The organism is Pseudomonas sp. S3_B08 (assembly GCF_054667725.1).
In genome coordinates this window covers 1914048-1929486 of record NZ_CP162750.1, presented here as the reverse complement: position 1 = coordinate 1929486, position 15439 = coordinate 1914048, and the positions used below count along the sequence as shown (strand labels likewise).

At 61.6% G+C, this 15439-nt stretch carries 12 protein-coding genes; 6 read left to right on the top strand and 6 right to left on the bottom strand.

Features of this window, described 5'->3' with window-relative positions; translation table 11 throughout:
- Positions 1-50 precede the first annotated feature (50 nt).
- The 3 genes from AB4N73_RS08910 (at position 51) to AB4N73_RS08900 (ending at position 3892) form a co-directional block, all read left to right on the top strand.
- Complete coding sequence (locus AB4N73_RS08910) at positions 51-1250, top strand: MFS transporter (RefSeq protein WP_076562840.1); 1200 nt, start codon at positions 51-53, stop codon at positions 1248-1250.
- A 94-nt stretch (positions 1251-1344) separates the two neighbouring features.
- Entirely contained in the window at positions 1345-2259 is a 915-nt protein-coding gene (locus AB4N73_RS08905; RefSeq protein ID WP_041480316.1) for a LysR family transcriptional regulator, read from the top strand.
- A gap of 130 nt (positions 2260-2389) precedes the next feature.
- On the top strand, positions 2390-3892 hold the full coding sequence (locus AB4N73_RS08900) for a sensor domain-containing diguanylate cyclase (RefSeq protein ID WP_256809843.1): 1503 nt from the start codon (positions 2390-2392) through the stop codon (positions 3890-3892).
- Positions 3893-3898: 6 nt separating this feature from the next.
- On the opposite strand, the gene AB4N73_RS08895 is transcribed toward AB4N73_RS08900, so the two are convergent.
- The 3 genes from AB4N73_RS08895 to AB4N73_RS08885 all read right to left on the bottom strand — a co-directional run bounded on the left by AB4N73_RS08895 (position 3899) and on the right by AB4N73_RS08885 (position 7534).
- On the bottom strand, positions 3899-5437 hold the full coding sequence (locus AB4N73_RS08895) for a cryptochrome/photolyase family protein (RefSeq protein WP_460143284.1): 1539 nt from the start codon (positions 5435-5437) through the stop codon (positions 3899-3901).
- A 195-nt stretch (positions 5438-5632) separates the two neighbouring features.
- Positions 5633-6754: an alkene reductase gene (locus AB4N73_RS08890; RefSeq protein ID WP_122880591.1), complete on the bottom strand. Its 1122-nt coding sequence runs from the start codon at positions 6752-6754 to the stop codon at positions 5633-5635.
- Between the two features lie 102 nt (positions 6755-6856).
- The gene (locus AB4N73_RS08885; protein WP_460143283.1) at positions 6857-7534 is read right to left on the bottom strand and encodes a type 1 glutamine amidotransferase domain-containing protein; all 678 of its coding nucleotides are present in this window, start codon (positions 7532-7534) and stop codon (positions 6857-6859) included.
- A 211-nt stretch (positions 7535-7745) separates the two neighbouring features.
- On the opposite strand from AB4N73_RS08885, the gene AB4N73_RS08880 reads away from it, so the two are divergent.
- A complete protein-coding gene (locus AB4N73_RS08880; protein WP_460143282.1) occupies positions 7746-8330 on the top strand; it encodes a TetR/AcrR family transcriptional regulator in 585 nt (194 codons plus the stop codon).
- A 291-nt stretch (positions 8331-8621) separates the two neighbouring features.
- Here AB4N73_RS08880 and AB4N73_RS08875 read toward each other — a convergent pair whose 3' ends face one another.
- Positions 8622-8954 carry a hypothetical protein gene (locus AB4N73_RS08875; RefSeq protein ID WP_041480322.1) on the bottom strand — a complete coding sequence of 111 codons (333 nt, stop codon included), beginning with the start codon at positions 8952-8954 and terminating at the stop codon, positions 8622-8624.
- Between the two features lie 25 nt (positions 8955-8979).
- Positions 8980-11190, bottom strand: a complete 2211-nt coding sequence (gene paoC / locus AB4N73_RS08870) for an aldehyde oxidoreductase molybdenum-binding subunit PaoC (protein WP_460143281.1) — start codon at positions 11188-11190, stop codon at positions 8980-8982.
- 266 nt (positions 11191-11456) lie between these two features.
- Here paoC and AB4N73_RS08865 point away from each other — a divergent pair, with 266 nt between their 5' ends.
- Positions 11457-13583, top strand: coding sequence for a TonB-dependent siderophore receptor (locus AB4N73_RS08865; protein ID WP_460143280.1), 2127 nt, complete (start codon positions 11457-11459; stop codon positions 13581-13583).
- 235 nt (positions 13584-13818) lie between these two features.
- Entirely contained in the window at positions 13819-15225 is a 1407-nt protein-coding gene (gene gabP, locus AB4N73_RS08860; RefSeq protein ID WP_460095367.1) for a GABA permease, read from the top strand.
- On the opposite strand, the gene AB4N73_RS08855 is transcribed toward gabP, so the two are convergent.
- Complete coding sequence (locus AB4N73_RS08855) at positions 15222-15434, bottom strand: hypothetical protein (protein ID WP_041480326.1); 213 nt, start codon at positions 15432-15434, stop codon at positions 15222-15224. The two genes, gabP and AB4N73_RS08855, sit on opposite strands and share 4 nt — an antisense overlap.
- Between the last annotated feature and the right edge of the window lie 5 nt (positions 15435-15439).

Genomic DNA, 15439 nt, shown 5'->3' with positions numbered 1-15439 from the left:
GGCTCACCGTAGCCTTGGCACAACTTTCCCGAACTCAACGAGGTGTCACCATGCTTACGGGCAACCCTGCCGTTGCGGCCCCCGCCGAACAGCCTGCTTCACTCTCCGGCCTGATGGTCGCGTTTCTGGCATTTTGCTGCGGCGCGGTCGTCGCCAACCTGTATTACGCACAACCCATCGTCGAACTGATCGCGCCGCAGATCGGCCTGTCCAGCGCCAATGCCAGCCTGATCGTGTCGCTGACGCAGTTCGGATACGCGCTGGGCTTGTTGCTGCTGGTGCCGCTGGCCGACCTGATGGAAAACCGCCGTCTGGTGGTCGGCTTCACCCTCGCCGCCAGCGTGACGCTGTTGTGCGCTGGCCTGACTCATTCGCCGTCGCTGTTTCTGCTGCTCTCTTTGCTGATCGGCCTGACTTCGGTGGCAGTGCAGATTCTCGTGCCGCTGGCCGCGCACCTGGCGCCGGAAGCCAGCCGGGGCCGCGTGGTCGGCAACATCATGAGCGGCCTGTTGTTGGGGATTCTGCTGTCGCGGCCGCTGTCGAGCCTGTTGGTTGAAGTGTTCGGCTGGCGCGGGGTGTTTTACAGCGCGGCGGCACTGATGGCGGTAATCGCGCTGATTACCGCTGTGGCACTGCCGCGCCGGGTGCCGACGCACAAAGCCACCTATGTCGCGTTGATCGGTTCGGTGTTTGCCTTGGCCCGACGCTTTCCTGTGTTGCGCCAGCGTTCGCTGTATCAGGGTTTGCTGTTCGCCAGTTTCAGCCTGTTCTGGACGCTCGCGCCGATTGAGCTGATGCGTCACCACGGTTTCAGCCAGGCGCAGGTGGCGATCTTCGCTCTGGTCGGCGCGGTGGGTGCGATTGCTGCGCCGATTGCCGGGCGTCTGGCCGATGCCGGGCACGGTCGTCGCGGTACCTTGGTGGCGTTGCTGCTGGCGCCGCTGTCACTGTTGATCGCCGCGTTGCCGGGCAGTGGTTACGTGTGGCTGGTGGTGTGTGCGGTGCTGCTGGATTTTGCCGTGCAGTTGAACATGGTCCTCGGCCAGCGCGAGGTCTACGCCCTCGACCCGCACAGCCGCGCACGCCTGAATGCGGTGTACATGACCAGCATCTTCGTCGGCGGCGCCCTCGGTTCACTGGTCGCCAGCCCGCTGTACGAACACTTCGGCTGGAACCTCTCTGCCGTCGCCGTAGCGGTGTTGCCGGCGCTGGCGCTGGCGTTGTTCCTGAGCCGCAAGGCTGATGGCTGAGGTCGCGATGAGGCCCGGCAAGCACGACGATACAAGACGTGTGGCGAGCACTGATGCACAATCAGCGGCGTTCCCTCACCACCGGATCCCGCTTATGGACAAGTTGCTGGCCTTGAAGATGTTTGTTGAAACCGTGCGCTGCGGGGGCTATTCCTCGGCGGCGCGCAAGCTTGGGATTTCGACGTCTTCGGTGACACGGCAAGTGGCGGGGCTGGAGAACGAGTTGGGCGCCAGCCTGCTCAATCGCACCACGCGCAACACCAGCGTGACCGTCGCCGGTCAAACCTATTTCGAGAAGGCCGTGGCCATTCTCGATGCCATCGACGAAGCCGATGCGGTGGTCGCCGATCGTGGCAGTGATGCCCAGGGCCGCTTGCGCATCAGCGTGCCGGTGGAGTTTGGCCGCCGGCTGATCGCGCCGCACCTGAGCCGCTTGCTCGAACGTCATCCGGGGCTGGAGATCAGCCTGTCGCTGAGCGATCAGGTCAGCGATTTGCTCAGCGAGCAGATCGACGTTTCAGTGCGGCTCGGCTCGACGGTGGTCAGTGAAGACATCGTCAGCAAACGCGTCGGGCAGTTTCAGCGTTGGATTGTCGCCAGCCCGGATTATCTCGCGCGCAGCGGCGTGCTCGAACATCCGCGGGATCTGCTTGAGCACCAATGCCTGCGTTTCGATTACGGCGGCAGCCATCATCACTGGACCTTTCAGGGCGACGAAGAGCCGATTCAGCTCAACGTTGCGGGCCGCCTGCAAAGCAATAACGCCGACATCCTGCGCGAAGCGGCGATTGGCGGTGGCGGGGTGGCGCTGCTGGCCGACTGGCTGGTGCGCGACGACGTCGCCGCCGGGCGCCTGACGCGCTTGCTTGAGCACTACGAGGTCAATCCCGGCAGTGCCAGCAGTTGCATCAACGCGCTGTACCTGCCCAACCACCGTGGATCGAGCCGGATCAACGTGTTCATCGATTTTCTCGTGGAAATCCTCAAACCCGCCGCACCTGCCGCTTAGCGCTGCACACTCTGTTGCTGCAGCCGCTGCACACTGCTTGTATGCTTGCGCCCCGGAACACGTGGCCGCCGTGAGTGCCGACGTTCGAATGATGGCTGGAATGGATCCCGGACTTCCTTAAGGTACTGACGTGAAGCGTGATACTCGCCTTGTAATGCTCCTGCTGCTGGTGATTGGCTGTTCCCTGACTTCACTGACGATCTGGAAGGTCTGGTCTTCGCGCGAGCGTGCGCTGGCGGAAGTCGACGTGCATGGCCTGAACCTGACCCAGGCGCTCAATACCTACACCGAAGGCATCGTCCGGCAAAGCTCGCTGCTCTTGCTCGGACTGGTCGAACGTCTGGAAACCGAGGGCAACGGCCCGGCGCAGATTCAGCGCATCCAGAGCCTGATCGACCGCCAGCAGCCGCTGATGCCACAGCTCAGCGGCATCATCATCTATGACCGGAACGGGCATTGGCTGATGTCCTCCAACCGACCGATTCCGGAGGGCGCCAACAGCAGCGACCGCGCCTATTTCATTCACCACCGTGAAAACCGGAGCCGCGAGCCGTTCATTGGCCCGCCGATCCAGAGCCGTGCCAATCATGAATGGGTGGTGACCATCAGTCGGCGCTTCAATGACGCCGGTGGCCAGTTCGCTGGCGTGGTAGCGGTGACGCTGGGGGTGGAAAACTTCCTGCGGGTGTTCGGCAAACTCGACGTTGGCCAGGACGGCGCGATAGGCCTGTCGTACACCGATGGCACGCTGCTGGTCCGCTATCCGTTCCGCGAGCAGGACATGGGCCGCAACTTCTCCAAATCGCCGATCTACGCCAAATACCTCGTTGACCGCTCGGTCGGCACTGCCTCCTACACCTCCAGCCTCGACGGTGTCGAGCGGCTCTACGCGTTCCGCAAAAGCGAAACGCTACCGCTGATCACCACCGTGGCCCTGGGCAAGGACGAAGCGCTGGCGGCGTGGCGCATCGAAGCGGCGCTGTCGGCGGTGGTGGTGATCGGGCTGCTGGGGCTGACCGGGTTGATCGGCTGGTTCCTGATCCTTGATATCCGCCGCCGCACCGAGGCCGAAGAAGCCTTGCGCGATGCCCAGCAGCAATTGCTCGCGTCTAATCGGCAGCTGGAGTTACTGGCGCTGAAGGATGCGCTGACCGGCCTGGCCAACCGCCGCTGTTTCGATGAAACCCTGACGGTGGAAGCGCGGCGCGCGCAGCGTGACGGGACTTCGCTGGCGTTGCTGATGATCGATATCGACCACTTCAAATTGTTCAACGATGCCTTGGGCCACGTCGCCGGCGATGCCTGCCTGCAAGCGGTCAGCAAGATTCTTGAAGGCTGCGTGCGACGCCCCTCGGATCTGGTCGCGCGCTACGGTGGCGAGGAAATGGCGGTGATCATGCCAGCCACCGACAGCGCCGGTGCGACGGTGGTGGCGCAACTGATGCTCGAGCGTTTGCAGCAAGCGAACATCGCCCACCCGGGCAGTCCGTTTGCTCGGATCACGGTGAGTATCGGTATGGCGGTGGGGACGGGCGCTCAGCTGGATTCGCTGCCGGCGTTGATCCAGACCGCCGATCAGGCGCTGTACCGCGCCAAAGCGGCGGGGCGCAACGGGATGGCCGGGCAGGCCTGAGGCGCACTAGAAAGCTTCGCCGTTATCCAGTTTCGCCAACAGCGTCTGCCCGCGTTGCCACAGCGCATCCTGCTTGGCCAGCGGCATGCGATCAAGGTTCTTGTACATCATGCCCATGCGCTGATTGCCACGCAGAATGTCGCCGTGGCGCATGAGGAAATGCCAGTACAGCGCATTGAACGGGCAGGCATCGTCCGCGCTGCTTTCCTTGACCTTGTAGGCGCAGTCGCCGCAGTAATCCGACATTCGATTGATGTACTGGCCGCTGGCGCAGTAAGGCTTGGAGCCGAGATACCCGCCGTCGGCATGCATGACCATGCCCAGGGTGTTGGGCAGTTCGACCCAGTCGAAGGCGTCCATGTAGATCGCCAGATACCACTCACAGATTTCCTTCGGCGCAATCCCGGCGAGCAAGGCAAAGTTGCCGGTGACCATCAGCCGCTGGATGTGGTGCGCATAGGCATGTTGCAGGCTTTGGCCGATGGCCTGGCGCATGCAGTTCATCTGCGTTTCACCCGTCCAGTAGAACTCCGGCAGCGGGCGCGTGTTAGCAAACACGTTGCCCTCGGCGTAATCCGGCATCTTCAGCCAGTACACACCGCGCACGTATTCGCGCCAGCCGATCAACTGCCGAATGAAGCCTTCGGCAGCGTTGAGGCCGATGCTCCCCGACCAGTAAGCCGCCTCGACATCGCTGCACAGCTGGCGCAAATCGAGCAGGCCGATGTTCAGCGCGGCACTGATCCGCGCATGAAACAGAAACGGTTCATCACTGGCCATGGCGTCCTGGTAATCACCGAAGCCGGCCAGCGCATAGTCGAGAAAGTATTGCCACAAGGCCTTTGCGTCGGCGTGGGTCACCGGGTAGTTGAAGTCGTCCAGCGTGCCGTAATGGCTGGCGAAGCGCTCGCCGACCAACGCCAGCACCTCTTGGGTGATTGCGTCATTGGCGAAACGTGCCGGGTAGGGCGGTTTGGCGTGTTTGGGCAGCGCCTTGCGATTCTCCGCATCGAAATTCCACGCACCGCCGACCGGCGTACCGTCCCCGTTCAGCAGCAGCCGACTCTTGCGCCGCATCTCGCGGTAGAAAAACTCCATTCGCAGCTGCTTCTTGCCGCTGGCCCAGTTGGAGAACTCTTCGCGAGAACAGAGGAAGCGGCTGTCTGAATGCCAGTGCACGGGCAAGCCCGAATCTTTGATTGACTGCTCAAGGCGCCAGTCGCCGCATTCGGTGATGTGGATTTCGTCGGCACCAGTGAGGGTTTGCCAGCGCTGCAATTCGCCGGGGATGGAGCCGCGGTTGTCCGGGTCGTCGAGGCTGACGTACTGGACGCGGAAGCCTTTATCGCGTAACGCCTCGGCAAAGTGGCGCATGGCGCTGAAGATCAGAGCGATCTTTTGCGGATGATGGGCGACGTGGGTCGCTTCCTCCATGACCTCGACCATCAGCAGCAGGTCTTGCTGGGGATCGAGTGGCTGCAGGGAGGCCAGGTCGAAAGACAGCTGGTCACCGAGGATCAGGAGCAAGCGGTGGGCAGGGGGCATGGAGCTAAGTCCGGTGAACGATTCGAACTCCAATAGTTATACAGATTGTTTGTTATGTATAGGTTTTAGCGGCCACTGACATCCTATTGTGGGAGCGAGCCTGCTCGCGAAAGCGTCCTGTCAGTCAATACAAGTGCTGACTGACCCACCGCCTTCGCGAGCAGGCTCGCTCCCACAGGAACTTGTTTTGGGTTCTTAGGCGGGGTAGGTCGGGTAATCGATATAACCCTCGGCACCGCCGCCATACACTGTCGCCGGATTCAACTGGTTCAACGGCCAGTCATGAGCAATCCGCGCCGGCAGGTCCGGGTTGGCCATGAACGGTCGGCCAAACGCAACGAGATCGGCCAGCCCTGACTCAAGCAATTGCGCGCCGGTTTTGGCGGTGTAGCGACCGGCATAAATGATCGCGCCGCTGAAGGTGTCGCGCACGGCCTGGCGAAAGGTCTGCGGCATCGCTGGCGCGTTGTCCCAGTCGGCTTCGGCGATCGACAGGTAGGCGATGCCGACGTCTTCAAGAATCTTGATCGCCGCAATGTAAGTTGTGTGCGGATCTTCCTCGACCAGGCCCAGATACGTCCGCGCTTCATCGGTTGTAGTGAACAACGGCGCGAAACGCACACCGACCTTGTCCTTGCCGATGCATTCGGCAACACCGGCCACCACTTCGCGCAAGAAGCGCAAGCGATTGTCCAGCGAGCCACCGTACTGATCGGTGCGCAGGTTGCTGTGGGCGGAGATGAACTGGTTGACCAGATAACCGTTGGCGCAGTGCAGTTCGATGCCATCGAAACCCGCATCCATCGCGTTGCGCGCGGCCTGGATATACAGCTGAATCAGTTCCTGCACTTCATCGGTGCTCAGCGCGCGCGGAGCAGACGGTGGCACCAGTTCACCGACACCAGGCGCGGTTTCGATGAACACGCTGACGCGGTCCGTCGCCACCGCAGAGGCCGACACCGGCGCATCACCATTAGGCTGCAACGCCGTGTGCGAGACCCGACCGACGTGCCAGAGCTGGGCGAAGATTACGCCATCCACGGCATGCACCGCCTCGGTGACTTTGCGCCAACCGGCGATCTGCTCCGGCGTATGAATGCCCGGCGTCCACGCATAACCCTGGCCGCGCGGTTCGATCTGCGTGCCCTCGGTGACCAGCAAACCGGCACCGGCGCGCTGCTGGTAATACTCGGCCATCAATTCGTTGGCGACATTGCCCGGTTGCGTGCTGCGCTGGCGGGTGAGAGGTGGCAGGACGATGCGGTTTTTCAGGGTGTGTGCGCCCAATTTGGCAGGCGTGAAGAAAGCGTTATTCATGGAGTAAGCCTTGAATCTGATTAGACCAGTCGACTAGTGACTGGGCAAAAAAACAACGCCGGGCGGTACGCACGCGGCGTTGATCGGGGTAGAGCGAGGGATTCAGCCGAGCATCTTCAACAGCTTTTCGGCAACGGCGGCGGAGCTGGCCGGGTTCTGGCCGGTGACCAGGTGCCCGTCAGCCACCACATGCACCTGCCAATCGGCGACTTTCGAATAGCGCCCGCCCAGACGCTGGAATTCGTCTTCGATGAGGAACGGCACCACGTCAGTCAGACCAACAGCAGCTTCTTCGGCGTTGGTGAAACCGGTGACGTCGCGATCTTTGACGATCGGCTGGCCGTCAGCACGCACCACATGACGCAACACGCCGGGTGCGTGGCAGACAAAACCGTGAGGTTTGTTGGCGCGGTCGAAGGCTTCGATCAGCGCGATCGAGGCCTTGTCTTCGGCCAGATCCCACAGCGGGCCGTGGCCGCCTGGGTAGAACACTGCGTCGAAATCCTCAGCCTTCACATCAGCCAGGCGACCCGTGTTGGCCAACGCCTGTTGCGCGGCCGAATCAGCGCGGAAGCGATCGGTTTCGGCAGTCTGCGCGCTTGGCTCATCGCTTTTCGGATCGAGCGGCGGCTGGCCGCCGGCAGGCGATACCAGCGTGACGTCGGCGCCGGCGTCCTTGAAGGCGTAGTAGGGCGCGGCGAACTCTTCCAGCCAGAAGCCGGTTTTCTTGCCGGTGTTGCCGAGTTGTTCGTGGGAAGTCAGAACCATCAAGATTTTCATAGAGCACCCTTGGTTTGGTCAGGCATCGGCACAGGGCGAGGAATTCGCTCAGCGTCGGCACCGCATGAATTTGTGTCTCGGGGCGCAGCATAGGTTCCAATTAGACCAGTCGTCTAGTAATTTTTCAGAAAATGTTTTTGCCCGTCGGTTATGGCAAACTCCCGGTCCTGAAAAGTATACGACTGGTCTATTGTCTGGAATTTTGCTCACCATGAAGCCGACCTTTGACGACACCCGCCAACACTTGCTCGACACCGGCCACCGGATGATGGCCGAGAAGGGCTTCACCAGCGTCGGCCTCAACGAGATCCTGCAGACCGCTGGCGTGCCCAAGGGCTCGTTCTATCACTACTTCAAATCCAAGGAGTTGTATGGCCAGGCGCTGCTCGAGGATTACTTCGTCGACTACCTCGCCGACATGGAGCGCCGCCTGACATTGCCTGGGCTGACTGCCTTCGAGCGTTTGATGGATTACTGGCAGGGCTGGCAGAAGCGCTGCACCCTCGAAGGCCACGGCGATGAATGCCTGGTGGTGAAACTCAGCGCCGAAGTCGCCGACCTGTCCGAATCAATGCGCCTGACCTTGCGCGACGGCGCCGAACGCATCGTCGCGCGCATCACCGAATGCATCGAACAAGGCCAAAATGACAAAAGCCTGCCCGAGGGCGATGCGCGGAAGTTGGCTGAGACGCTGTATCAGCTCTGGCTCGGTGCCAGCCTGCTGAACAAATTGCAGCGCACCGGACAGTCGCTGGAAACCTCGATGGCGATGACCCGGCAGTTGTTGCAAGTCTGAGCCTCGCCGCAGATCCCTTGTAGGAGTGAGCCTGCTCGCGATGGCGGCGGCACATTCAACATCTTCATTGCCTGATCCAACGCAATCGCGAGCAGGCTCACTCCTACACTGTTTCGTGCTGAACCATCGATCTTCATTCAATCCCCAATCCTGTGGGAGCGAGCCTGCTCGCGAAGACGGCGGCACATCCAACATCTTCTTTAACTGACCCAATGCATTCGCGAGCAGGCTCGCTCCCACAGGAGATCTGTGTTGATTGGTGGGATTGGAGATCAGCAGGCCATTCAAAACTCAGGCAGAACTGCTGTCCTCTTCAGGCAGTTGGGCGAACCACTGCGCATACGGTGTATTGCTCACCTTGAAACGGTTGTAGTCCGGGCTGCCGTCATCCCACCACACCGGCCCGCGTTCACCCAGCGCGACTTTGGCGTCGTTGACGCGAGCTCTCGCCGACTTCAACGCCTGTGCATCCTCCGCACGCTTCGCCTCTTTGACCGCACGCCGCGCGGACATGAGTTCGGCTACAAACGCCTCACGTTCGGCGGCTGGCAGTGATGGATTGCTGCAACGCCACAGCTGTTGCTTGACCACAAAATAGCGGCCATCGGGGGTGGTGGGGTACATGGGCGATATCCTGCGCGATCGAGTCTTAGACCGGGTAGGACAACTCGCCGATGAGTTTATCCAGCGTAATCGGATAATCGCGCACCCGTACGCCACACGCGTTATAGATCGCGTTGGCGATCGCCGCCGCGGCGCCGCTGATACCCAGCTCGCCGACGCCTTTGGCCTTCAGCGGGGTGGCATACGGGTCGACTTCATCGAGAAAGATTACTTCCTGATGGGGAATGTCGGCATGCACCGGCACCTCGTATCCGGCCAGATCGTGATTGACGAAAAAGCCGATTCGATGATCCACCGCCAGCTCTTCCATCAATGCCGCTCCTGCGCCCATGGTCATGCCGCCGATGATCTGGCTGCGCGCGGTTTTCGGGTTGAGGATGCGCCCGGCGGCGCACACGGCCAGTTGCCGACGCAGGCGAATTTCGCCGGTCGCCGCATTGACCGCGACCTCGGCGAAATGCGCGCCAAAGGTCTGCTGGGCGAAGCGCTGGGCAAGGTCTCCGTACTCCATGCGGTCCTCGCCCGTCAGCTCGCCATTGGCTGCGGCCTGAGCCAAGGCAACCTGCTGCGAGCCTGCGCGAATCTGTGCATCGACAAACTCGGCTTGCTGCGGGTCAATCCCGACGGCGCGAGCGGCGGCCTCACGCAGTTTCACGCACGCGGCATACACGCCGGCAGTGGAGGAGGCCGCGCCCCACTGGCCGCCGGAGCCCGACGATTCCGGAAACCGCGAATCGCCCAAGTGCACCACGACACGGTCCAGCGGCACGCCCATCATTTCGGCAGCGGTCTGGGCGATGATGGTGTAACTGCCGGTGCCGATGTCGGTCATGTCGGTTTCCACGGTGATGACGCCTTGACGATCGAGACGCACCCGCGCCGCCGAAGCGGTGGTCGGTGCGCCGCGAATCGCCGAGGCCAGCCCGATGCCGATCAGCCAGCCATCCTCACGGCGCTGAGCGGGTTGAGGGTTGCGCTGACGCCAGCCAAAGCGTTCGGCGCCAGTGTTCAGGCATTCCACCAACTGCCGTTTGGAGAACGGCCGCGCCGGTTGCTCCGGATCGACCTGCGAGTCGTTGAGGATGCGCAGTTGCAGCGGATCCATCTGCAGCTTTTCGGCCAGTTCATCCATGGCGATTTCCAGCGCCATCATCCCCGGTGCCTCGCCCGGCGCGCGCATCGCCGAACCCTCGGCGAGATCGAGCACGGCGAGATTCAAACGGGTCATGCGATTGGCACCGGCGTAAAGCAATCGGGTTGACGCGGTGGCCGCTTCGGCGCGTCCGCCGCGCAGATTGCCCGACCAGCTCTCGTGGCCGATCGCGGTGATCACGCCGTCACGGTTGGCACCGATGCGCAGGCGCTGAATCGTCGCCGGACGATGGGTCAGGTTGTTGAACATCAGCGGCCGCGGCAGCGCGACTTTCACCGGTCGCCCGGCATGTCGAGCGGCCAGGGATGCCAACACAGCGTCGCAAAGAATCGTGCCCTTACCGCCGAAACCACCGCCGATATACGGCGAGATCAGGCGCACATCTTCCTTGGCGATACCGAGGGTTTTCGCCAGATCGCGCACGCCCCAGTTGATCTGTTGGATCGATGTCCACAAGGTCAACTGCGTGCCACTCCAGCGGGCAATGGTTGCGTGCGGTTCCATCATCGCGTGGGCCTGGTCAGGCGTGCTGTAGTGCTGATCGATTTGCACTGGCGCAGCGTTGAAGGCGCCTTCGAAGTCACCGACGCTGGTCTGCGGCGGCGGGCCGAAACCGGCCGGTGGCGGTGGGGTTGCGGAGTCTTTCGCAGCCGCCAGATCGAATGAACCTGGTTCGGCCACGTAGCGGATGTCGAGCAAGCCGGCGGCCGCGCGCGCCTGTTCAAAAGTGTCTGCGACGACAATTGCCACGGCCTGGTGATAGTGATCGACATGCGGCCCGGCCAAGGCCCTGGCTACGTAAAACTCGCCTTTGGCCAATGGCCCGGCGTTTTCGTAAGTGACGACGGCGATCACCCCGGACGCCTCCCGCGCTTGCGTCGAATCAATCGAGGCGATGCGCCCTTTGCCGATCCCGGCGCCGACGATATAGCCGTAAGCGGCGTCCGGCACCGCTGCGTTTTGCTCGTAGGCGTAGGGGGCGGTGCCGGTGGTTTTCAGCTTGCCGTCGATGCGGTCGGCAGGTTGGCCGATCACCTTCAGCTGGTCGATCGGATTGGAGTCGGCCGGGGTGTCGAATTTCATCTGCAAATTCCTTCCAGACAGGCTGGCGACGCACACGTAGCGCGGCGCAGCCATCGGTTGACGTCGGATCTCTACGAGCCTAGGCCATCGACGCGCCACTGATAATGCGCGGATTCAGGATGGAGTGATGAATCTCGCTCACCAATCCAGATCAACATGACAAATAGGAATACGTTTCAATTACTAATGCGACCGTATACCATGCGCGACGTTTTCACTGGCGGTTTTGCCCTTCGTTCTGGCCTATTCGTAAAGGTTTTCACCTCATGCGTCGAACTCTGCTTTCCATTTGTGTGCTGCAGGCGTTGTCTTCTTCCTCGTGGGCTGAGTCAGCCGAATCGACTTCTTCAACGCTTGAGCTGGAAGCTACCGACGTAGTCGGCACAGCGGATTACGAAAGGGCAGACGGCCCGGTGCAAGGCTACCGCGCGACCCGTTCGGCCAGCGCCACGCGCACCGACACTTCGATTCATGAAACCCCGCAGTCAATCAGCGTGGTGACCAAGGATGCCGTTGAAGACCTCGGCGCGACGCGTTTGCAGGATGCGCTGGATTACGCCGGCGGCGTCGGGCGGGCGAACAATTTCGGTGGGCAGGGCCTGACCACGTTCACCGTGCGCGGCTTCACTACGGGCGAGTTCTACCGCAACGGTTTCCCGATTAACCGTGGCTACCCGAACATGCCCGACGCCAACACCATCGAGCGTCTGGAAGTGCTGCGCGGTCCCGCGACCATGCTCTATGGCCGTGGCGACCCAGGCGGTACCTTCAACGTGGTGTCGAAACAGCCGTTGCCCGAGCGCACCGTTACGTTAGGCAGCCAGTTGAACGACCAAGGCATGAAGCGCGGCACCCTCGACGCTTCCGGGCCACTCGACGAAGAAGGGCGTCTGGCCTATCGCTTGAATGTGGTGGGCGAGGGCGGTGACACCTTCCGCGATCATGTCGAGAACGAGCGCTACGGCATCACGCCGGTGCTGACCTGGCAGGCCACCGACGCGACCAAGCTGATTTTCGAAGGCGATTTCATGCGCAATAACGCGCCGCTCGATCGTGGCGTGACGCGCTACCCGGCGCAGATCGGCACCGCCTCGCGCGATACCTTCTTCGGCGAGAAAGACGTCGGCAAACTGCACAACGACAACAACATGGCGCAACTGCGTTTCGAGCACATGCTCAACGACGACTGGACCCTAGGCGGCGGTTTCCAGTGGCTCGACGGCTCGCTCAAGGGTAATGCGATCGAGGCCAACGGCATTGCCGCTGACGGCCGCACGCTGGGGCGCAACTTCAACTACCGCAAGCTGGAATGGACCGACAAGGACACCCAGCTTAACCTCACCGGGCATTTTGATACTGGCGGTCTGCAGCACACCTTGCTCACCGGCATCGAGTACGAAGATTACGATTACAAGTCGATCATCCAGCGCTCCAGCGGCGCGGTCAGTGCCTACCCGATCGACATCTTCAATCCGGTCTACGGCCAGCCACGCCCGGCGCTGACCCGCACACCGACTCACGACAAGGAAAACCTCAAGACCTACGCGGCATTCGTGCAGGATCAGGTAGCCCTCACCGACAAACTGAAAGTGCTGGCCGGCGCACGTTTCGAGCGCTTCGAGCACGATTACGAAACCTACGTGCCCGGCGGCAAGAGCTGGCAGGCCAGCGACAACGCCGTCACCCCGCGTATCGGCGTCACCTACGATTTGACCGATACCCTGGCGGTCTACGCCAACACCGCGCGCTCGTTCAAGCCCAACACCGGCGCCAGTCGCGAAGGCGGCGGCTTCGCTCCGGAGAAGGGTAAGTCGTACGAGATGGGCGTGAAGTGGGAAGCGCTGGATCAGCAGTTGAGCGTCGACGCGGCGATCTACCAGATCGAAAAACGCAACGTGCTGACCACCGACCCGGTGGATTCGACTTTCAGCGTCGCCGCCGGTGAAGTGCGCAGCCGTGGTTTCGACGTCAACGTCACCGGCAACCTCACCCCTGAGTGGCGAGTGGTCGGCGGTTACGCCTACGTCGACGCCGAGGTGACCAAGGACAACACGCTGCGCTCCGGCACCCGACTGCTGAACATCCCGAAGAACAGCTTCAGCCTGCTCAATATGTACGAATTTCAGGACGGCACGCTTAAAGGTCTGGGTCTCGGCACTGGCCTGAAATACGTCGACGAGCGCGCCGGGCAGACCGCCAACACCGCGTTTTCCATGGGCAGTTACACCGTGGTCGACCTGCTGAGCTTCTACAAGGTCAACGACAAGGTGCGCCTCAATCTCGATGTGAAAAACATCTTCGATCGTGACTACGAAGAGGGCGCCTTCGGCAACGTTTACGCCTACCCGGGGGCGCCGCGAACCGTGCAGGTGGGGATTTCCTACACGCTGTAAATCGCCGCAGCGGTTGCCGCCGACCCATGCTGGCCTGAGAGTGGCATGTCGAAATCAGACATCGGCATGCCGCACTCAGGCTAGTTGCGCGGCGGTCGGGCCACGTAATGTGAAGCATCATTTCGTCGGCAAAGCGTCTGCGTCGCAGCTTTCGCCTGATGCCGACACCGGAAATGATGATCGCCTGACGCTCAGTCAGTGGCCCAAACGTCGATCATGAGAACAATAAGAACCCATGACTAGCCTGAACCCCAAGGACTCCAACGGTCAGTTGGCGCAAGGTTTCAAACCGCGTCACGTCACCATGCTTTCCATTGCCGGCATCATCGGCGCAGGACTTTTCGTTGGCTCAGGCCACGCCATCGCCGCCGCAGGACCTGCGGTGCTGCTCGCTTATCTGTTCTCCGGTCTGCTGGTCGTGCTGGTGATGCGCATGCTCGGCGAAATGGCCGTGGCGCACCCCGACACCGGCTCGTTTTCCACCTACGCCGATCAAGCCATTGGCCGCTGGGCCGGGTTCACCATTGGCTGGCTCTACTGGTGGTTCTGGGTGCTGGTGATTCCCATCGAAGCCTTGGCCGCCGGGCACGTGCTCAATCAGTGGTTTCCCCAGGTCGATGCGTGGTTGTTCGCCTTGCTGTCGATCGTGCTGCTGGTGATCACCAACCTGTTCAGCGTGTCGAAATACGGCGAGTTCGAATTCTGGTTCGCCATGGCCAAGGTCATCGCGATCATCGGTTTCATCGGCTTGGGCTTTGCGGTGCTGATGGGCTGGATTCCCGAGCGTGAAGCCAGTGGCTTGAGCACGCTGATGGCCGAGCACGGCGGCTTTGCGCCGAACGGCATGTCGGCGGTGGTCGGCGCGTTCATCACCATCATGTTCAGTTTCATCGGCACCGAAGCGGTGACCATTGCCGCTGCGGAATCGAACAATCCGGCGCAGAACATCGCCAAGGCCACCCGTTCGGTGATCTGGCGTATCGGCATTTTCTATCTGCTGTCGATCTTCGTGGTGATTTCCGTGGTGCCGTGGAATGACCCGCAACTCGCCTCGGTCGGCTCCTACCAGCGCGCACTGGAACTGATGAACATCCCCAACGCCAAATTCCTCGTCGACGTGGTGGTGTTGATCGCGGTGGCCAGTTGCATGAACTCGTCGATCTACATTTCCTCGCGCATGCTCTATTCGCTGGGCCGACGCGGCGATGCGCCGCCGGCATTGAAGGTGACTTCGGCGGCCGGCGTGCCACGCGCGGCGGTGATCGCCAGCACGGTGATCGGCGCAGGCGTGACGTTACTCAGCTATTTCATGCCGGCCGGGCTGTTCCAGTTCCTGCTCGCCAGCTCCGGCGCAATCGCCTTGCTGGTGTATCTGGTGATCGCCATTTCGCAGTTGCGCATGCGCCGCCGACTGGAACGGGAAAAGGTCGAAATGACCCTGCGCATGTGGCTGTTTCCCTGGCTTACCTGGCTGGTCATCGCCTTCATCTGTGCGGCTTTGGCAGTGATGATGATCACCCCTGAACATCGCCTGGAAGTGACTTCGACCATTGGCTTGGCGCTGCTGATTTCCTTCGTCGGATTGATCACCAGCCGCCAGCATGGGCCGGCGGGCAGAGTGGCGGCGGTGAGCAAAGCCTAAGCAAACAACGCCTTGAGCCCACGGGAAAACCAGCCGTTCGGGCTCGAAGGCAGATGCTCACGTTGATTGAATGAGCCCGTCAACGCGCAGGTTTCACCGGCGAGTGAACCCATCAATTGCGGCAGCAAAAAGCTGCGTTCGCATTCGCTGGCGGACAGTCCGGTTTTCTCTTGCGGCCAAACGACGCTGGTTTCGGCAAACGGCTTCATGGCAC

What these genes read in the sequence shown, in the direction of transcription:
- AB4N73_RS08910 (WP_076562840.1), top strand. Translation starts at nt 51, where the DNA reads ATGCTTACGGGCAACCCTGCCGTTGCGGCCCCCGCCGAACAGCCTGCT.
- AB4N73_RS08905 (WP_041480316.1), top strand. Translation starts at nt 1,345, where the DNA reads ATGGACAAGTTGCTGGCCTTGAAGATGTTTGTTGAAACCGTGCGCTGC.
- AB4N73_RS08895 (WP_460143284.1), bottom strand. Translation starts at nt 5,437, where the DNA reads ATGCCCCCTGCCCACCGCTTGCTCCTGATCCTCGGTGACCAGCTGTCT.
- AB4N73_RS08890 (WP_122880591.1), bottom strand. Translation starts at nt 6,754, where the DNA reads ATGAATAACGCTTTCTTCACGCCTGCCAAATTGGGCGCACACACCCTG.
- AB4N73_RS08885 (WP_460143283.1), bottom strand. Translation starts at nt 7,534, where the DNA reads ATGAAAATCTTGATGGTTCTGACTTCCCACGAACAACTCGGCAACACC.
- AB4N73_RS08880 (WP_460143282.1), top strand. Translation starts at nt 7,746, where the DNA reads ATGAAGCCGACCTTTGACGACACCCGCCAACACTTGCTCGACACCGGC.
- AB4N73_RS08875 (WP_041480322.1), bottom strand. Translation starts at nt 8,954, where the DNA reads ATGTACCCCACCACCCCCGATGGCCGCTATTTTGTGGTCAAGCAACAG.
- paoC (WP_460143281.1), bottom strand. Translation starts at nt 11,190, where the DNA reads ATGAAATTCGACACCCCGGCCGACTCCAATCCGATCGACCAGCTGAAG.
- AB4N73_RS08865 (WP_460143280.1), top strand. Translation starts at nt 11,457, where the DNA reads ATGCGTCGAACTCTGCTTTCCATTTGTGTGCTGCAGGCGTTGTCTTCT.
- gabP (WP_460095367.1), top strand. Translation starts at nt 13,819, where the DNA reads ATGACTAGCCTGAACCCCAAGGACTCCAACGGTCAGTTGGCGCAAGGT.
- AB4N73_RS08855 (WP_041480326.1), bottom strand. Translation starts at nt 15,434, where the DNA reads ATGAAGCCGTTTGCCGAAACCAGCGTCGTTTGGCCGCAAGAGAAAACC.